The following is an 18082-nucleotide window of genomic DNA, read 5'->3' as shown; positions in this document are numbered from 1 at the left end:
TGGTTTGCCAAAAATCTCGCCACATCCATCAACGGCGACCGTAAGTAGGAATCACTCTGCTTATTTCCTAGCATCTCCAGATTGGCACGAGCATCTGGGAGACTAATCCCTTTTAGATCAGCAGCTAGGGCATCCGGCTTAATTTTCAACTCCTTAGCTGCGATCGCTAACCCTTCCGATGGATGTTGATTGAGAAACCCTAGTCCTTTGAAAACCCCTTTGACAAAGGCTTCCACCGCCTCTGGGTTGGCTTCGATATACTCAGTGGCAAACAGATAAACATCCGTAATCGCTGTTGGTATTTGGGACGAGTCATAGATAATGCGTCCATCAGGTTGAGCCAAGTTAGCCTGTTTTAGGAATGGTGCATAGGTAACAGCAATATCCACATTCCCCACCTGGTAAGCTGCTGCTGCTCCGGCTGGATCCACGTTCACCAAGGTAACATCAGCTTCACTCAACCCAACTGCTGTGAGTACTTTTAGTAGAAAGAAATGGCTAACTGCCCCTTTTTCAACAGCAATCTTCTTACCCTTAAAGTCCTTAATGCTACTAATACTGTTGCGGGCTAAGATGCCATCCCCACCAACGGAGTTATCCTCTACCAAAACAATGCGATAGTCTTTGCCCTTAGTTGCCAATAAGACTGCTTCAGAAGTTACAGGAGCAATAGCATCCAGTTTTCCTGCTAAAAAGCCAGAGATATAATCGGGATTATAGCCAAAGGTTTTCAGGTCAACCCTTAGCCCCAGTTCCTGAAAGAAGCCTTTTTTGAGCGCAATCAAAAGAGGAGTCAAACCAATCCAAGTGGTCACCCCTAGAGAGAAAGACATCGATGGGCTGGGCTTAGCATCACCCAAGTCATTGCCAGAAGATGTTTGCTTTGGGGGAGTACATGCCCCCAGGATAAAGGTGCTGGATGCAAAGATTAGCCATTGCAGAGTTTGACGCCTTGACAACAAGTTGAGTCTTTCTAGAACCATATCATCTTCCGTTATATCCGTTACATGGGTTAACCCATCCGTTTCCAGTTAACTTTTCCCTGAAGACGGTATATAAAATAACATTTTTTTAGATTTTTGGGGTGAGGGGTTGCACCCCTCATTATTTGTGTTATATTTAGATCAGTAGATGCACCCTGATGATTAAGAGAGCCGCAGTTGTGACTCTCTTATTTTTTTTTAGGGTCAGAGGGGCAGAGTGGGAAGAAGCAGACCAGAGGAAAAAAATTTGGTGTGTGCCTCACTAAAATTTGGGTAGGCTATGCATTGGCTTAAGTTGACTATTGCTAGTCCACAGTCAACAGTCCACAGTCAACAGTCCACACTTTGAGTAATTTCTTCTAGATCTTAATTGACTGCAAGCTCAAAAAAATCCCCAACAATACGGTTTTAGCAACTAGAGATGATCCAGGAAGATAAAGCAGGGGAATTTTAAACCTTCTCAAACTACTATCTGATTTGATTCGTCAAATAAATTGTTCCTGTGAGCATCATCCTTGTGCAGGTAAGATGCCTGTGCTAAGGTTGACAACTATAGTAATGTTTATCAATATATTTACAAGTCCGTTAGGTTATTGCGTCAGTTAACAATGCTGAAATTGAGGTTTAATAACCATTCGTTTATTATTTTAATTTTAAATTAATACCTTAATTAAATCCAAAACTAGTGAGAGGATATCTGAAAAGTTTTTTGATATTGAATTTTGCCCCCCTGACCCCCCAACTTTGGGGGAAGAGTCCATTTGCTTCTAAAAGTCCCCCAGAATTGGGGGATTTAGGGGGCTTGGATGTAGCAAATGAGACTTCTCAGACAACCTCTGAGATAAACCGTTATTAACGCTTACTATAATAACAGTATAAACTAGCTTAAATATGATGAATACTGAACAAAACAATGCTCCTATAATCCTGGTCGCCGATGATGATAAACAAACCCGGATAATGCTGCGTACAATTATGGAAAATGAGGGATATAACGTCGAAGATGTAGGAGATGGGCAGCAGTGTCTGGCAGCTTATACTGAGCTAAAACCCGATATAGTCTTGCTGGATGCTATGATGCCAGTGATGGATGGGTTTATGTGTTGCGCCCAAATCCAAAAGCTACTTAAAAATGAATCAACACCAGTATTAATGATTACTGGACTTAATGACCAAGCTTCCGTTGATTGGGCATTTGAAGTCGGAGCAACGGATTATATAACTAAACCCATCCAACCATCAGTTCTAAGGCAGCGTGTCCGTCGTCTGATCCAAGCTAATCGAGCAGAAAAAACCTTACGGGAGAGGGAGAAACAATATCGTTCTGTGGTAGAAAGTGTTAAAGAAGTGTTTTTTCAAATTGATGCCACTGGACACTGGATATTTCTCAATTCTGCCTGGACTACTTTCACTGGCTTTACTGTAGAAGAAAGTCTAGGGAAAAATTGCCTAAAATTTATTGATCCTGATGATCAGGAACGTTATCAACAATTGTGGCAGTCTCTAGTCAACGGTGAAAAGGATTCCTTTAAACATGAAATAAGATATGTTACCAAAACAGGGAAGTGCCGCTGGGGGGAGATTAATATTCATTCAAGCTTGATGATTGATGGTGTGGTTACCGGTTTTTCTGGTATGCTACAAGACACCACTGAACTTAGAAAAGCTCAAGCTTTAGAAAAAGAGAAAATCAAATTGGAAGCGGATATCCAAGAACGAGAACGTCGCTCAGAAATCATTCGTAAATCCCTAGAACAGGAAAAAGAACTCAGTGAACTTAAATCTCGGGTTATTAGTACGATATCTCATGAGTTTCGTACTCCAATGATGATGATTCAATCGTCTACCGAATTGCTAGCTAAGTACAGTGAGAAATTGTCAGAAGATAAAAGACTGAAACATTTTCAACAAATTGGATGGGCAGTTGAACACATGAATCAACTCCTGACCAATGTGATTTTCCTAGATAAAACTGAATCAGGGGAACTTGATTGTCATCCTGAATACTTGAATCTAGAGAAACTATGCCAAAAAATTATTAATAATTTACAGGTTACTTTAAGTAGTGACTATAAAATAGATTTTTCTACTCAGAGTAATTCTAGTCAAGTTAATTTAGATGAACAGTTAGTTGGACAAATTTTGACTAATATACTATCTAATGCGGTTAAATATTCTCCCCAAGGAGGCATCATTAAGTTTGACGTATTTTGTCAGCCAGAAGAAGCAATTTTAACTATTCGGGATTCAGGGATTGGTATTCCGTCAAAAGAAAAGCAACGAGTGTTTGACTCTTTCTATCGAGCCACTAATGTTGGTGCTATAAAAGGAACAGGATTAGGTCTGGCTATTGCTAAAAAATGTGTTGAATTGCATCGGGGTAAGATTAACCTGGACAGCGAAGTTGGTGTGGGAACAAAGTTTCAAGTAATCTTGCCATATTTGGATTAATCAATATAGCGGTTTTAAATTGGGTGAGGTAGTTTAGTAAAGGGAACAGCGGATCTGGGAACAGCGGATCTGGGAACAGGGAATAGAGAGCAAGGGGAAGAAAATTGGCGTTGCTGATTATGCGTATGGTTTTGCCCCCTTAGCCCCCCAATTCTGGGGGGAACAAAACTATCAAAGTCCCCCAGAATTGGGGGATTTAGGGGGCTTTAATAAAACCAAATGATCGCACATTCATTCCTTAATTCAGCAACGCCAGAAAATTCGCTATACTTGATTGCTCAAGAAAACCGCTATATTCAATGAACAAAATTACAACAATCCCCGACTTCTGAACAAGCCGGGGAAGCATAGTAGGTATTGGCATGGGTTCGATGCCCACTCAACTACCAATTAAATTTTGCTGTAGCCTTAACCATTAGATCCTCTAAAATCAGATCAACAGGCTGTTTGTTAAGGATTCACGGTCAACCTTCAACCTTCAACCTTCAACCTTCAACCTTCAACCTTCAACCTTCAACCTTCTTCAAGCCCTTATAACTGAGGTACATACTGTGGCTTCTCAGGCACATCGGTGTACTCAGCCACAATTTGACGGAACTCCTCACCATCAATAGTTTCTTTCTCAATCAACAGATCCACCAATCGGTCAACCGCATCTCGATTATCTCGAATGATATCTCGTGCTTCTTGATGGCAATGTTCTACAATTTGACGAACTTGCTGATCAATCCGAGCAGCAACCTCTTCAGAATACTCTGCCCTAGACATTAATCCGGCACCGAGAAAGACTTCTCCCTCTTGGCTTTCCAAGGACAGAGAACCTAAGTCACTCATGCCGTAGCGAGTTACCATTTGCCGTGCGATTCCAGTCAATTGCTGCAAATCACCACCGGCACCAGTAGTGACTTCCGCATCACCGAATACTTCTTCTTCCGCAGCTCGACCGCCTAACGCTCCAGTAATGCGAGCCAAAAGCTGAGATCTGGTAATTAAACCTTGCTCTTCACTAGGAGTAAACCAGGTTAGACCTTGAGCTTGTCCCCGGGGAATCAGGGTAACTTTCTGTACGGGGTCGTGATCCTTGACTAGGGTACCAATAATAGCGTGACCAACTTCATGATAAGCAATCAATCGCTTGTTCTTGCTATCTACCAGGGGAGTACCTTCCATCCCAGCCACTACCCGGTCAACCGCATCATTGATTTCCAGCATTGTAATCGCTTCTTTGCGACGGCGAGCAGTCAGGATAGCAGCTTCATTGAGCAGGTTGGATAAATCAGCACCAGTGAATCCAGGGGTCCGTCTTGCGATCACTTCGATGGAAATTTCTGAAGCCAGTTTTTTATCCCGAGCATGGACTTCCAAAACCTTAATCCTCCCTTTGAGGTCTGGGGGATCTACCATCACCTGGCGGTCAAAGCGTCCGGGACGTAACAGAGCTGTATCCAGAACATCCGCACGGTTAGTAGCAGCAATCACGATAATGCCGGTGTTTCCTTCAAACCCGTCCATTTCCGTCAGCAATTGGTTTAGGGTTTGCTCCCGTTCATCATTACCACCACCAATTCCAGCTCCCCGTTGCCGTCCTACCGCATCAATTTCATCGATAAATATCAAACAAGGGGCATTTTCCTTAGCTTTTTTGAACAAGTCACGAACCCTAGAGGCACCAACACCCACGAACATTTCCACGAATTCGGAACCAGAGATACTAAAGAAAGGCACTCCTGCTTCACCAGCGATCGCTTTTGCTAAGAGGGTTTTACCAGTTCCAGGAGGACCGACCAGCAGCACACCTTTTGGTATTCGTGCTCCGACAGCGGTAAACCGTTCCGGTTGCTTAAGGAAGGTAACTACTTCTTCGAGTTCCTCTTTGGCTTCTTCGATACCGGCCACATCATCAAACAGGACCCCAGTTTTGGCTTCCATCATGAACCGCGCCCGGGATTTCCCGAAATTCATCGCTTGACCAGGACCACCATTCATGTTGCTGGAGCGACGGAATAGGAAAAATAATCCCGCAATCAAGAGAATCGGAAAAATTAAATTCCCCAGCAGTCCCCAAATTGCCCCATCATTGCGAGCTGGATGAGATGTCAGAGCAATATTAGACTCTCTGAGCTTAGAAATCAGTTCCGGCGCACTAATCGGCAGATCTACTCGCAGCCGCTGTAAGCGGTTATCAAGATCCACATCCACAGCTTCTACAATCGCTGTGCGACCACTATCATAGAGGTCAACACTAGTGACTCTACCGGAATCAATATAGTCCAAGAAGCGACCATAGGTCATGCGAGTACTGGCGGTATTACTACCCATATTCCCGGTAGTACTGGCAAATGTTCCCTGCCAAAAGAAAAAACCAATGACTAGGGCAGGTAATGTCCAGAGTAGGAGTATTCTCCAAGAAAATTTCATGTTTTATTCGCCTCTATTACTGGTAACGAATGCTGGTATCACCCTGTTAGGGAGGATCTGATTACAAAGCAAATCAAGATCAAAAATCGATTCAATACCCTAAAACCGTTTGCCTATAGTATTTTTGTATTTTCTGTCAATACCTTTGAGGGGTATTGCCACATAACTCGTGATTACACAAGTTATTGTAACGTTATTTTAACTAAATTTAACATAAATCTCATTCTGTGAGCAAGGTAGTGATAGCAAGGCTTGTAATGGTGTTTCCCAGGAGGGTGGGGAGTGTGAGAGGTGTGGGTAGGATGGGGGAGATTTTTATGAAAAGCAGTTATCAGTTATCAGTTACAGTTGGAATAGGCTTGTTGATGTCATGATCTCAATAAGGTGTTTAGGCACAGATAACCATGACAGAATTGTTGGAGCAAGCCATCTCCCAGGTGAGACAGTTGCCAGATTCGGAACGAAATAGCATTGCTGCGCTGATTCTCAAGGCATTGGAGCAGAAACAGGGGGATTTTTGGGCTGATTTTGATGAAATTATCGCAGAAAGCCAAGTTAGCACGGGAATTACTGATTTATCCGATCAACATGACCATTATGCCCACGGTGGGGAAAAGCGAGGGGTGGAATAGTCGTTAGGACAGTTTTTGTGGATACGGCAGCGGGGATTGCTTTGGTGAATGTGGATGATGATTTTCACCCCATTGCTAAACAGGTAAGGGTGAAGTTGGAGCAAGATAATTATCGTTTGGTAACTAGTTATTTTGTGCTGTTGGAAGGGGCTGATTCTTTAACTTCTGTACGGTTTCGTCACCAAACTATTAATTTGCTAAATCGCCTCAAGGGTTTGGCAGGTTTGCCAGTGATTGAGGTTATTAAGAACCTAATATGAATAATCAACCTAGAAATAATCGAACTGTGAATAGATTTCGCAATTTGTTGGGAGGGGTTTTCGCCTTTCTCATGGCAAGCGGAATAATAGGCACTGTTACTGGATGGATTCCTAATTTTATTAATTGGATTACCAATGAGGAACCAAATGTTAGCTGGACTGTTTCTCCTGTCCAAGGCGACGCACCGCTAAAAGTCATTGCAGACACAAACGCTAGTGATCCTGATGGCGATACTTTAAAAATTTCCTGGTATATAGATGATGATTTGCAAACAGAGGGGAGTAATACAAGCCATGAATTCAATCTTAAAACACCTGGACAATATAGATTGCGTGCATTGGTAACTGATGGCCGCGTTATTAAAGCAGTTGAGCGCATTCAATTAGTTACTGTGAATCGTCCAGTAATTCCCCTTGAGTCAATGGAACTAGACCGCCCATATTCTCTAGAAGAACCTGAAAAACTGGTAAAATTGCCAACAAAAATCATAACAAATGGCTATTCTTTGTCCTTAACAGCTTACCAATTTTCCGGTGCTGCTACCACAATCCGGGCGTTTAAAGAGGAAAAGGCTTTAAACGGAAAAAACGGTGGCAATGGTAGACCTGGTACGAATGGTCAAAATGGTGGTCAAAACCCAGGTGAAAGGGGGAAAAATGGTAGTAATGGCACAAATGGCGCAATAGGTAAGAACTCTGGTTTAATTTCTATCAAAGCAGAAGTTATTAATGTTCCATTAACTATTACAAACAATGCTCAACACGGAGGTAATGGTAGCATTGGAGGTAATGGTGGCGATGGAGGCAAAGGGGGCAAAGGAAAATCTTCCAAAGATGGTATAGGTATTGGTGGTGTAGGTAATTGTGAGCGAGGTCCTGGACGTGGTGGAAACGGTGGTGTTGGAGGTGATGGCGGTAAAGGAGGTGACGCTGGAGCTGGTGGTAACGCTGGAGGTGTAACCATAGAAGCATCAGAGGCTAAACGTCTTGAAATTGAAGCTTTAGGGGGCAAAGCAGGTCAACCAGGCGCTGGAGGTACTAAGGGGAAAGGTGGCAATGGTGGAGACGAAGGCAACGTCACAAAATACTGTAGGACCAAAGACCGATATGGTGCTAGGGGTGCTGATGGAACAGCAGGTATTAAGGGCGCAACAGCAAACAATGGAGTCAATGGTCAAATTTCAGTTCGCATTGGCTCGAAGACTTATAAAAGGGAAAACGGCAGTCTGAGTTACCCATAAGTGTCTCGGCAAAATGTAAGCGCAGCCAGCCCTATAGAATAAGCTCAAACAAACAGTAGCGCGCCTGTGTCCCTCAGCCCTATGGCCAAAAGAAACAGACGCGCTAGTTTGCTCTAAATCCTCCTTTTGGAGGATTTACTTTATACCAGCCGTAACCTAGTAGGTTTCAACGTGCCAGCGATGTGCTTTCTTCATTTGCTGTCTGTATGTAGTCCAATCTACATCCTCCTTAGCAGCTGCAGCAGTCAAAGCCTCATCAATACCACCTTCCATACCTTTTAATCCGCAGATGTAGGTATGGGTGTTTGGTTGCTGCATCAGCTTCCACAACTCGTCAGCATGTTCCGCCACCCTGTGCTGGATATACATCTTGCCCCCTTCAGAATTCTTCTGCTCACGGCTAATGGCATAGGTGAGGCGGAAGTTATCTGGGTTATTCTGCTGCATTTCTTCTAAATCATCTTTGTAGAGGATGTTAGGGGTAGTAGAAATACCAAAGATCAGCCAAGCCAAGCCCTTGAACTTGTAATCTTCGTGCTGCTCTTTAAACATCCGCCATAGGAAAGCGCGGAATGGTGCAATACCAGTGCCCGTTGCCATCATGATGATATTGGCATTGGGGTCCGATGGCAGCAACATCTCCTTACCGACCGGTCCAGTGATTTTAACATCATCCCCTGGATTCATATTGCACAGGAAAGTAGAGCAAACACCGTTTACGGTTTCCCCAGTTTCCGGATGTTTGTACTGCAGCTGTCTGACACACAGGGATACTGTCTTATCATCCAGGTCATCGCCGTGACGAGTAGAAGCAATGGAGTACAGACGAAGCTTGTGGGGTTTGCCTTTGTCATCAGTACCCTCGGGAATAATACCAATACTTTGACCTTCGAGATACCGCAGATCACCTCCAGAAAGGTCAAATTTGAGGTGACGGCAATTACCAATACCCCCTTCCCGGACTAGTTGTTCGTTTGATATACACTTACCAATGAAGGGGTTTTTGGGTCGATAGGTATTGACAGGGATATCATCTTTGGCCTTTTTGGGTTTCGCTTGAGTCATAGGCTTAGTTGTGTTTTCTGACTGGGTAGGCTTAGTTGTGTTTTCTGACTGGGTAGGTTGTGTTTGAGCCACTGACCCATTAGCGGCACTACTGGATAAAGGTTTAATGCTTACAATCTTCCCTCCCATGCGAGCAATACGCTGCATTTCCTGCTTCATGCGGTTATAGGGCACCGTCAACAAAACTGTGCCACTCTGACGAATCGGTCCATTTTGACGAAGACCGACTACCTCATAAAGGTAAGTGCGACTACCAAATTCTGTAACAGTGCTGGAATTAGTAGACTCGCTAGGACTGTACATTGCTTCTATTGCTCCAAACCAAACTGACTATGTATTGCTAACTATGTATTGCTAAGACTTGCCTTGGCACCACAAACAGACTCACGGTCGATGGGTGAGCGGCTAGCTAGTAATAACCCCGAATAATGCCTTATTAGCGTAACATTGTAAAGCTATGCCCAGTAATGTTTTTGGTTTATCAGGGAGAGAATTAGTGTAGAGGCACTGGTAGGCACTACTCTCAAGTTACATGATCAGTAACTCAAAAACTGTAAATCCTGAGTCAGTTTAATTTTTTCTTTAAAAAATGCCCAACAAACCTTAGCATAAGTACTAAGCGAGGTAATGCTACTGACAATCAGCCTTGTATAAGCAATCTGGTTTTGGTAGAATCCACTATGAGCAGCTAGTAGTAAATACTTAAGCAGAGCTTGGCTTTGGTCTTCCCTAGTGGTTAGTACTTAAGCGAGTGGATTTATGGTGGCATGTTATCAAGCACCACTATAAGCGTGTGTCAGATTGCTCCCAGGCTTGGGCTTTGGCTTACTGAAAACTGATTTGAGAATATGTTTTACGTTAGAGGGAAGATATGACCACAGATCTGGAGAGGGTGGTAGTTATAGGAGTTGCTGGAGACTCAGGATGCGGGAAATCAACGTTTCTGAAGCGTTTGACCGACCTATTTGGCCAGGAGTTCATGACGGTGATTTGTCTGGATGACTATCACAGTCTGGATCGCAAACAGCGCAAAGAAAAAAGGGTTACTGCCCTTAATCCTAAAGCAAATAACTTTGACTTGATGTATGAGCAAATCAAAGCGCTAAAAGAAGGTCGGGGCATAGACAAACCTATTTACAACCATGAGACCGGTGAAATTGATCCACCAGAACGGGTTGAGCCAAATAAAGTCATAGTCATTGAAGGTCTGCACCCTCTTTATGATGAGCGGGTGCGTGAGCTGGTTGACTTCGGCGTTTACCTAGACATTAGCGATGAAGTCAAAATCCAATGGAAAATCCAGCGGGACATGGCAGAACGGGGCCACCGTTATGAGGATATCCTAGCGTCGATTGAAGCTAGACGTCCAGACTTTGAAGCTTACATTGAAGTCCAGAAGCAATACGCTGATGTGGTCATTCAAATCTTTCCCACACAGCTGCTTCAGGGAGAGGCAGCTAAGGAAAGCAATCTACTGCGGGTGCGCCTACTTCAGAAGGAAGGGGTGGAAAACTTCGACCCAGTTTATCTGTTTGATGAAGGGTCAACCATCGACTGGAGACCTTGTGGTCGCAAGCTAACCTGTGCTTATCCTGGTCTGAAAATGTACTATGGGCCAGACAGCTACATGGGTAACGAAGTCTCTGTACTAGAGGTAGATGGTCAGTTCGATAACCTAGAGGAGATGATTTACATCGAAAGTCACCTCAGCAAGACCTCAACCAAGTACTATGGAGAGATGACCGAGTTATTGCTCAAGCACACCGATTATCCTGGCTCTAACAACGGTTCTGGGTTGTTCCAGGTTCTCGTTGGTCTGAAGATGCGGTCAACTTATGAAAGCTTAGTATCTGGTGAAGCCAAAGTAGCAGCCAAGGTGTAGTATGGTCTACAGGAGCTGATGGATAAATGTTTGCGTGACTCCAATTCCATCAGCTTCCTCAGACGGAACAAACCGAATCAGAGCATAAGATTGGCATGGTATCGGATAGAGTTATAAGAATTTGGATAGCCAGTGTTTTGGTGTTTTTTGTTATGGTGGAAATCTACCAGTGGGTTAGACACGTAACTCTACCACTACCGGTGTTTATCTTAGCAGGAGCCTTATTAGCGATCGCTTCTAACTATGGCAAGCATCCAGGCTGGATTTTTCGCCAGCCTTCCTTCCCATCTGATTCATCTGCTCCTAATCTAAGCCAAGACAGCCAAGACCAAGACATTGCCAATACTGCTAAATTAAACGCTACAAAGCAGTCCTTATTTCCTACCTTGCCTCTCCCACAAAAATCAATTTCTTTTATTATTAATCGTCCTTTTGAAAAAAAGAATGAATGAAGAATTCATCTAAGCATTCAGCAGTCAGCTGTCAGCCGTTGGGCTTTGTCTCACCCTAAGCGATCAGCTTTGTGGATCAGGCTTCTAGCCTGTGAAATAACTCAGATGAAACGAATGCTTACCTGTTTCATTAGACTTCTTGCAGAAGTCGGGAATAGGGAATAGGGAATGGGGAATAGTGAAGAAGAATCGAGGGAAACAGTATCATAAAAATACTTTTGCAAGAGGTCTATTAAATAGCTGATAGCTGATAGCTGATAGCTGATCCCTCACATCAACCCTTCATATTCCGCTTCATTTGCTCCAACTCTTCATCCATTTCCCAGCTTTTAAACTGTTGCTCTAAAGGGTCTACACCAGAAGGGATATTGTATTGGTTACTGTTGGTAGTCTGATTCCAGGCAAATGTCTGGGAGTTCTGCTTAGGCTGAGAACTTGCGCGAGCTGCTGCTGTATCTCTAGCTTTAGCCTGCACTTCAGCGCGATGGTTTTTAATCTGTTCTTGGAGTTCCTTGGCTTTCGTAATTCGCTGTTTAACCCCTTCCATCTGGCCCCAAAGCTGATTGCCTTGACGTAACAGAGCTGCTTCTCGCTCTTGAGCTGCTTTAGCCCAATCAAATCTGTTGTGGGACTTCGCCTTGTCAATACGCTCATGCCAACGTTGAATGTCTTTGGCAACGGCGAGAATTTGGTCTTGCAACCGCTTTTCCTGTTGCTGTAAGTCAATAATTAGCCGCAGTGTGTCTTTTTCTTGCTCGCGCAACTGCTCCTCTAGTGCCTGTAACTCTAGATGAGGATTGTTGCGGAGAAATTCTTCTAGACGACTTTCTAGAAATCGATTCAGGTCTTCAAATAGTCCCACTGCACCACTATCCTATATCCTATTAGATCATATATTTTTAACTCTGTTATATCAACATATCTCAGCTTATCTGAAATAGCTACAGGAATGGTATAGCAGAAGTCAGAAGTCAGAAGTCAGAAGTCAGATGTCAGAAGTCAGATGTCAGATGTCAGATGTCAGAAGTCAGAAGTCAGATGTCAGATGTCAGATGTCAGAAGTCAGAAGTCAGAAGTCAGATGTCAGATGTCAGATGTCAGATGTCAGATGTCAGATGTCAGATGTCAGATGTCAGATGTCAGATGTCAGATGTCAGATGTCAGATGTCAGATGTCAGATGTCAGATGTCAAACTCTTGCGCTTACAAAGGGTGTGAGAATTTTGTCATCTCCTAACTGCCCTGGCGACTGCTATAACTATAGTTAGTTATGAATAGTTAATTTAAAATTGGGCATTGGGATTTGTGCGATCGCGATCGCACAAATCGGGTACGCGATTGGCCTTTGGCCACGCTACGCGTACGCATACATAATATAATCGACTATAAAATACCATTGGCAATTGGCAACCGAGCCATCCTGTTGTTAATTTCCTTAGAGCGTTAGAATTTGTTTTTTAAATTCGATATGGTGATTTATTACAGTCATGATCTTACATAACTAAAAATGTTGTCCAACGTAAATTGAACGAACTTCACCATTGCGTCGAATCACTGCTTCCTGATTATCTACAGAGACTAGAGTCCAACCGCTATTAGCAATTGCTTCCCCCAGCTTAACCCGTTGGGTAACACCATCAATTTTAAACAAAGCAGCAGATTGTTCTCCTAGCTCCAGTAATCCCACCAAGGTATGTTTGATGGCAGGTGATGAGGGTGGGGGAGGTGGGGGCGGAGGGAGTCGGTCAAGAGTAGCGGTGGGCAGGGGGTCTGGGATTGGTGGTGGCGGTAATTCTAGAATAGTTGGTGGTGGTGGTTCTAGAACAGCATTTGACGGTGGTTTCGGGATTGGTGATGGTTTAGGTGTAATTTTAGGGGTGGTAGGAGGGGATGGTTTAACTGGCGCTGATGGCGCTGAGGATGCTATGGCAGGATCAGGGGTTGGAACCTTTTCAATCGGGATGTAATAAACTCGTTCTAAGACACGTTCTTTGACAGCAGTTGGTGGTGCAGTTGGTGCTGAATTATGAGCTACCGGACGATTGGGAGGCGTGGGGTTTGGTAATGATTGGGCGATCACAGGCTTTTTGATAGCTTTTGCTTTGCGGTCAATCACTTCTAGCGATCGCAACATATAGTTAATAAACTGGGCATCAGGTTCTGAGACTTTGCCTTGTTGAACTGATCCCAAAGCCACTAAGTTGTTCAACCATGACCAAGTTAGCTTTCCCTGGCTAGTCAGCCACATCATTGTGATTGCTGATAGGGACAGTAAGGCTAAAGCCCATAGGAGCTTGTCTAAAAACTGACCAGAGTGATCGGCGACAGTACTAGAGTTAGTATCTGCCGTTGTCGTTTGCAACTCACTTGAGGTGGTTTCGGCTAACTCCTGTGTTGAGGGGAGTGGGGATTCCAGAAACGGAATGATTGCCCCTGGTATGGGAATTTTCGGGATTGCTATCGGTTCCAAGGAGACATAGTCTGGCTCAGGGGGTTCTGTCGGCAACTCGCAGCCGTTCTCAATCATTTGGTACAGATCCCCAAATAAATCATCCATTAACCTATCGGCTTCAGCATCTACCGACCATGGCTGAATGGGAAGGGGAGGGTTCAACCGCTCTGTTGATTTTTCTTTGGTAATCACATCCTGAGACATCGATGGTATCTCTCGTTACTATGACTATGACTATATCTTTCAGAAGATTATCTTCCGAGACCCAAAACTAGACTTTTCTATGGGAAAAATCCTCCCATGGTTGGATATCCCGTCTGGTGATCAACCAGGGAGCAATAACGAACCTGAAATTAGGGAGCCACAACAGCAGTGAACTTTCGTTCCCGCACCTCTAGATATACCAGCAAGGCATTGATATCTGCTGGATTAACCCCGCCAACTCTGGATGCCTGACCAATAGTCATAGGTTTGACCTGGCTAAGCTTTTCACGAGACTCCTTGGATAGAGTTTCAATAGCAGCATAATCCAAATCTGGTGGTAACTGCCGATTAGCTTGCCGAGAAACTTGGTCAATTTGCTTTTGCTGACGCTTAAGATAACCATCATATTTTAGATCAATTTCTGCTCCTTCCCGTTCCGACTGATTCAGGTTAGGGTCACCGAGTCCATATTGGTCTAGATTGACATAGTGGAAACCAGGACGACGTAGTAACTCAGCTAAGGTAATCGAGTTTTTGATCTTTTGCTGGGTATCGGATGCGATCGCAATTCCGATTGGATCATGTTCCTTAATCCGTACCGACTGGAGTCGGGCTTTTTCTGTGGTGATGTTTCCCTGTTTTTGTTGATACAGCTGCCACCTACGGTCATCAATCAAACCCAGTTTCCGTCCTAAAGGAGTCATACGGCGGTCAGCGTTATCGGACCGCAATAGTAACCGATACTCCGAACGGCTAGTCAGCATTCGGTAAGGTTCCCGCAGGTCTTTGGTACACAAATCGTCAATTAACGTGCCGATATAGCTTTCTTCCCTAGGAAACACCACCATTTCCTGATGGCCTACATAGCGCACTGCATTAATTCCCGCTACAATCCCCTGAGCTGCTGCTTCTTCGTAGCCAGTGGTACCATTAATTTGTCCAGCGCAGAACAATCCCTCAATTTTTTTAGTCATCAGTGTTGGATAACACTGAGTCGCTGGTAAATAATCATACTCAACCGCATAAGCAGGACGGAGCATAGCGCAATTTTCTAATCCCGGAAGAGTTTGCAATAGCTGCAACTGCAAATTCTCTGGTAATCCAGTAGAAAATCCCTGGATATAGAGTTCTGGAATATCTCGTCCTTCTGGTTCAATAAAAATCTGGTGGCTTTCCTTATCAGCAAAGCGCACAATTTTATCTTCAATACTAGGGCAGGAACGGGGTCCTTTAGCCTCCACCCAGCCTCCATAGATTGGGGATAGATGAAGATTGTCCCGAATCAACCGGTGAGTCTCAGAAGTCGTACGGGTCAGATAGCAATACATCTGCTCTCGTTCGACCCACACATCTGGGTCAAAGCTAAACCAGCGCACCTCCTCATCCCCTGGTTGAGGTTCCAAGTTGCTGTAATCTACGGAGCGCTTATCTACCCGTGCGGGGGTTCCCGTCTTGAGTCGTCCCGTTTCAAAGCCTAAGCGGTTAAGGGTTTCAGTCAACCCAATTGCCGCAAATTCCCCAGCCCGTCCTGCTGACATGGACTTGTTTCCCACCCAGATCCGTCCACCCAGGAAAGTCCCAGTTGTCAAGATTACTGCCGATGCTTGGAAAGCCACACCGAAGTAAGTCTGAACACCTATCACCTGATCATTAGCCCCTAGCACCAAATCCGTGACCATGGCTTCCCGGAGAGTCAAGTTTTCTTGATTTTCTACAATCTCCTTCATCACAGCCGCATATTCTCGCTTATCCGTCTGCGCTCGCAAAGCCCAAACCGCTGGTCCCCGTGAACAGTTCAGTACCCGCTTTTGCAGGTAGGTACGGTCAGCCATTTTGCCAATTTCTCCACCCAAAGCATCTACCTCATGGGTGAGTTGAGACTTGGCCGGTGCTCCCACTGCTGGGTTACAGGGTTGCCAAGCAATTTTGTCTAGGTTGAGGGTAAGTAGGATAGTACGACAGCCCAACCGTGCTGAAGCTAGGGCGGCTTCACAACCAGCGTGTCCCGCGCCAACTACAATCACATCAAAGGCATCTTGGAAATCTACTTGGGAATGCATGGGTCTAAGGAAGGATCAGAAATCAAAGCTGAGGAATTCACTACCATAAAATGGTGTGTTTTTTATAGTTTAATTGAAAAATTTATGGTTTATTTTGATAGTTAACCCTCAACCGTCAACCATCAACCATCAACAACAAACTATTAGTTAACCCTTTCAACCCCAGTTATCCTTCAGTGTAAGCATTCAGCGGTCAGCGGTCAGCGGTCAGCTTAAAATCAACCCAGCGTAGCGAAAAGCTTTGTGGCACAGGCTTTGGCCTTGGCCTTTTGGCCTTTTGGCCACGCTACGCGAACGGCCACGCGTGCGCGTTTGGCCACGCTGTGCGAACGACGCTGTGACTTAACTCAGATTAAACGAATACTTACCTATTGTAGTATTAACGGTTTCCTCCTCAATCATCGTGCCCATAGCACATAAGCTGTTCGCGTAGCGTGCGCGTAGCGCTAATCGCTGTTCGCTGATAACTGATAGCTAATAGCTGATAGCTGATACGCGACACGCTGATAGCTAATAGCTGATAGCTGATACGCGACACGCTGATAGCTTACCCTTCAGTGATAATTTTTGGCACTCTGAAGAAATCACCATCCTGCTCAGGAGCTTCCCTGAACATACAATCCCTGTCAGTATAGGGTTTGAGAGTATCCAGTCGAGTCACATTGCTAATATCAATCGCCCGTGTAGTGGGCGGCACATCCTCAGTATCTAATTCACTCAGCTGTTGAAAATATTCGAAAATACTACTCATCTGAGCTGCCAATTTCTCCTCTTCCTCTGCTTTCAGTTCTAAACGAGCAAGATTGGCAACTTTTTGGACTTGTTCGCGGTCTATCATAATTTGGTTATAAAAAGGCTTAGCCGAAATCAAAAACTATAAAGACTATCGTAAGCATATGCGCTACAGATGGTGCTACTTGAGGTGCGGTCAGCTGTCAGCTATCATGTTTAAAATAAAGCTAGTTCCCGTAGCATGGGCATTGAGCAAACGGGATAATTTAATAGTTCGAGATTAATGATAATTCAAAGTCTGGGGATTTGCCCATCAGCCAAAGACTATGAATCCCTGGCAGTAGAGATAACAAAGATTAAACGAATGCTCATCTGTTTTATTCAAAAGCTTTCCACTTAGCCTGTGCTTAGAGCATTAGCTGATAGCTGATACGCGACACGCTGATAGCTGATAGCTTACAGACTATCAAATTTATTAACTAGAAGCTAGCCGCTAAAAGTAAACATCCATCGTAGAACGACCTGTAGTTTTCAGCCAGTTTTGGGCTTCAATGTAGTTATTAGGAGCAAGGCGAATAGCTCGTTTCCAATAATCAGCCGCTTTGTCATACAAAGCTTCTGCCCCCTCACTATCCCCAGCTTCCTTAGACTGTTCACCTTGATAATGGTAAATTACGGCTACATTATTAAGGGCCTGAGGCATACGGGGGTTGATATCAAGAGCCTGATGATAGAGTTCTAAAGCACGCTCATGCTCACCATTACTGGCTTGAATCAGCCCCATGTTGTAGATAATAAAGCTGCGGTCGTTGGGGTCTTCCTCCAGTTCCAACGCTTTTTTGTAATTATCCATAGCTTCAGCATATTCCCCATCCGCTTGAGCTGACATACCATCTCGGTAATAGACAAAAGCTTCCTTGGCTTGCTTATTGGTAGGCAGAACCTTTAAGAGGATGTCTGCCATCACCGTAAAGGTTTTATCGATAAAGTTATCGTTGCGTTGAGTGCGTGGCATAGTTACGTGGGTCTATAGTCTTCACCTTGTAGATCATCCTATCTCGTCATGTCAGCATTTAGCTATGAACCTCTCAGCAGTTAGCTCAACAATCCAGGAAAACTTAAGCATTGATTGGGCTAACTGCCGCAAGTACATGATTTACCTTGAACACCCCTCAATAAGCTGATATAGCGCGTAGTGCTATAGCTCAAGTCATGCCTGTGTTATAGCAGTCGCCAGGGCAGTTAGGACAT

17 protein-coding genes are annotated in these 18082 nt (G+C 44.3%); 9 read left to right on the top strand and 8 right to left on the bottom strand.

Features of this window, described 5'->3' with window-relative positions; translation table 11 throughout:
• The coding region (locus tag F6K37_RS13880; RefSeq protein WP_287250795.1) for an ABC transporter substrate-binding protein at positions 1 to 983 on the bottom strand (983 nt) is incomplete at its 3' end.
• A gap of 891 nt (positions 984 to 1874) precedes the next feature.
• Here F6K37_RS13880 and F6K37_RS13875 point away from each other — a divergent pair.
• Together F6K37_RS13875 and F6K37_RS13870 are read left to right on the top strand one after the other, a co-directional pair.
• Positions 1875 to 3434 carry a hybrid sensor histidine kinase/response regulator gene (locus F6K37_RS13875; protein ID WP_353838080.1) on the top strand — a complete coding sequence of 520 codons (1560 nt, stop codon included), beginning with the start codon at positions 1875 to 1877 and terminating at the stop codon, positions 3432 to 3434.
• 357 nt (positions 3435 to 3791) lie between these two features.
• Entirely contained in the window at positions 3792 to 3971 is a 180-nt protein-coding gene (locus tag F6K37_RS13870) for a hypothetical protein (protein ID WP_287250793.1), read from the top strand.
• On the opposite strand, the gene ftsH2 is transcribed toward F6K37_RS13870, so the two are convergent.
• Positions 3966 to 5852, bottom strand: a complete 1887-nt coding sequence (gene ftsH2 / locus F6K37_RS13865; protein WP_287250791.1) for an ATP-dependent zinc metalloprotease FtsH2 — start codon at positions 5850 to 5852, stop codon at positions 3966 to 3968. The genes F6K37_RS13870 and ftsH2 overlap by 6 nt on opposite strands.
• 404 nt (positions 5853 to 6256) lie before the next feature.
• Here ftsH2 and F6K37_RS13860 point away from each other — a divergent pair, with 404 nt between their 5' ends.
• From F6K37_RS13860 to F6K37_RS13850, 3 genes are read left to right on the top strand one after another with little or no spacing between them, the layout of a single operon-like run.
• Positions 6257 to 6484: a hypothetical protein gene (locus tag F6K37_RS13860; protein ID WP_287250789.1), complete on the top strand. Its 228-nt coding sequence runs from the start codon at positions 6257 to 6259 to the stop codon at positions 6482 to 6484.
• 17 nt (positions 6485 to 6501) lie between these two features.
• Entirely contained in the window at positions 6502 to 6744 is a 243-nt protein-coding gene (locus F6K37_RS13855; RefSeq protein ID WP_287250788.1) for a hypothetical protein, read from the top strand.
• A 26-nt stretch (positions 6745 to 6770) separates the two neighbouring features.
• Positions 6771 to 7985 carry a PKD domain-containing protein gene (locus F6K37_RS13850; RefSeq protein ID WP_287250787.1) on the top strand — a complete coding sequence of 405 codons (1215 nt, stop codon included), beginning with the start codon at positions 6771 to 6773 and terminating at the stop codon, positions 7983 to 7985.
• Between the two features lie 156 nt (positions 7986 to 8141).
• On the opposite strand, the gene cpcD/petH is transcribed toward F6K37_RS13850, so the two are convergent.
• Positions 8142 to 9353, bottom strand: coding sequence for a bifunctional rod-capping linker CpcD/ferredoxin--NADP reductase PetH (gene cpcD/petH / locus F6K37_RS13845; protein WP_287250785.1), 1212 nt, complete (start codon positions 9351 to 9353; stop codon positions 8142 to 8144).
• 568 nt (positions 9354 to 9921) lie between these two features.
• Between cpcD/petH and F6K37_RS13840 the strand changes: the two genes are divergently transcribed.
• A complete protein-coding gene (locus tag F6K37_RS13840) occupies positions 9922 to 10932 on the top strand; it encodes a phosphoribulokinase (protein WP_008179669.1) in 1011 nt (336 codons plus the stop codon).
• 95 nt (positions 10933 to 11027) lie between these two features.
• Positions 11028 to 11384, top strand: coding sequence for a hypothetical protein (locus tag F6K37_RS13835; protein WP_287250784.1), 357 nt, complete (start codon positions 11028 to 11030; stop codon positions 11382 to 11384).
• 274 nt (positions 11385 to 11658) lie between these two features.
• Here F6K37_RS13835 and F6K37_RS13830 read toward each other — a convergent pair whose 3' ends face one another.
• Positions 11659 to 12246, bottom strand: a complete 588-nt coding sequence (locus F6K37_RS13830; RefSeq protein ID WP_287250782.1) for a TIGR04376 family protein — start codon at positions 12244 to 12246, stop codon at positions 11659 to 11661.
• Positions 12247 to 12373: 127 nt separating this feature from the next.
• Between F6K37_RS13830 and F6K37_RS13825 the strand changes: the two genes are divergently transcribed.
• Positions 12374 to 12601, top strand: a complete 228-nt coding sequence (locus tag F6K37_RS13825) for a hypothetical protein (RefSeq protein ID WP_287250781.1) — start codon at positions 12374 to 12376, stop codon at positions 12599 to 12601.
• A 283-nt stretch (positions 12602 to 12884) separates the two neighbouring features.
• Here F6K37_RS13825 and F6K37_RS13820 read toward each other — a convergent pair whose 3' ends face one another.
• Entirely contained in the window at positions 12885 to 14039 is a 1155-nt protein-coding gene (locus F6K37_RS13820; RefSeq protein ID WP_008179677.1) for a hypothetical protein, read from the bottom strand.
• A 149-nt stretch (positions 14040 to 14188) separates the two neighbouring features.
• Positions 14189 to 16099 (bottom strand): tRNA uridine-5-carboxymethylaminomethyl(34) synthesis enzyme MnmG, encoded by a 1911-nt coding sequence (mnmG, locus tag F6K37_RS13815; protein ID WP_008179680.1) that lies wholly within the window; start codon positions 16097 to 16099, stop codon positions 14189 to 14191.
• 243 nt (positions 16100 to 16342) lie between these two features.
• Here mnmG and F6K37_RS13810 point away from each other — a divergent pair, with 243 nt between their 5' ends.
• Positions 16343 to 16519 carry a hypothetical protein gene (locus F6K37_RS13810; RefSeq protein ID WP_287250779.1) on the top strand — a complete coding sequence of 59 codons (177 nt, stop codon included), beginning with the start codon at positions 16343 to 16345 and terminating at the stop codon, positions 16517 to 16519.
• Between the two features lie 127 nt (positions 16520 to 16646).
• Here the strand turns inward: F6K37_RS13810 and gatC are convergent, their stop codons facing one another.
• Together gatC and F6K37_RS13800 are read right to left on the bottom strand one after the other, a co-directional pair.
• On the bottom strand, positions 16647 to 16937 hold the full coding sequence (gene gatC / locus F6K37_RS13805) for an Asp-tRNA(Asn)/Glu-tRNA(Gln) amidotransferase subunit GatC (protein ID WP_008179681.1): 291 nt from the start codon (positions 16935 to 16937) through the stop codon (positions 16647 to 16649).
• A gap of 387 nt (positions 16938 to 17324) precedes the next feature.
• Positions 17325 to 17846: a photosystem I assembly protein Ycf3 gene (locus tag F6K37_RS13800; RefSeq protein WP_287250777.1), complete on the bottom strand. Its 522-nt coding sequence runs from the start codon at positions 17844 to 17846 to the stop codon at positions 17325 to 17327.
• Between the last annotated feature and the right edge of the window lie 236 nt (positions 17847 to 18082).

This window comes from Moorena sp. SIO4E2, from assembly GCF_010671945.1.
Lineage (GTDB): Bacteria > Cyanobacteriota > Cyanobacteriia > Cyanobacteriales > Coleofasciculaceae > Moorena > Moorena producens.
This window is presented reverse-complemented; position numbering and strand designations above follow the sequence as displayed.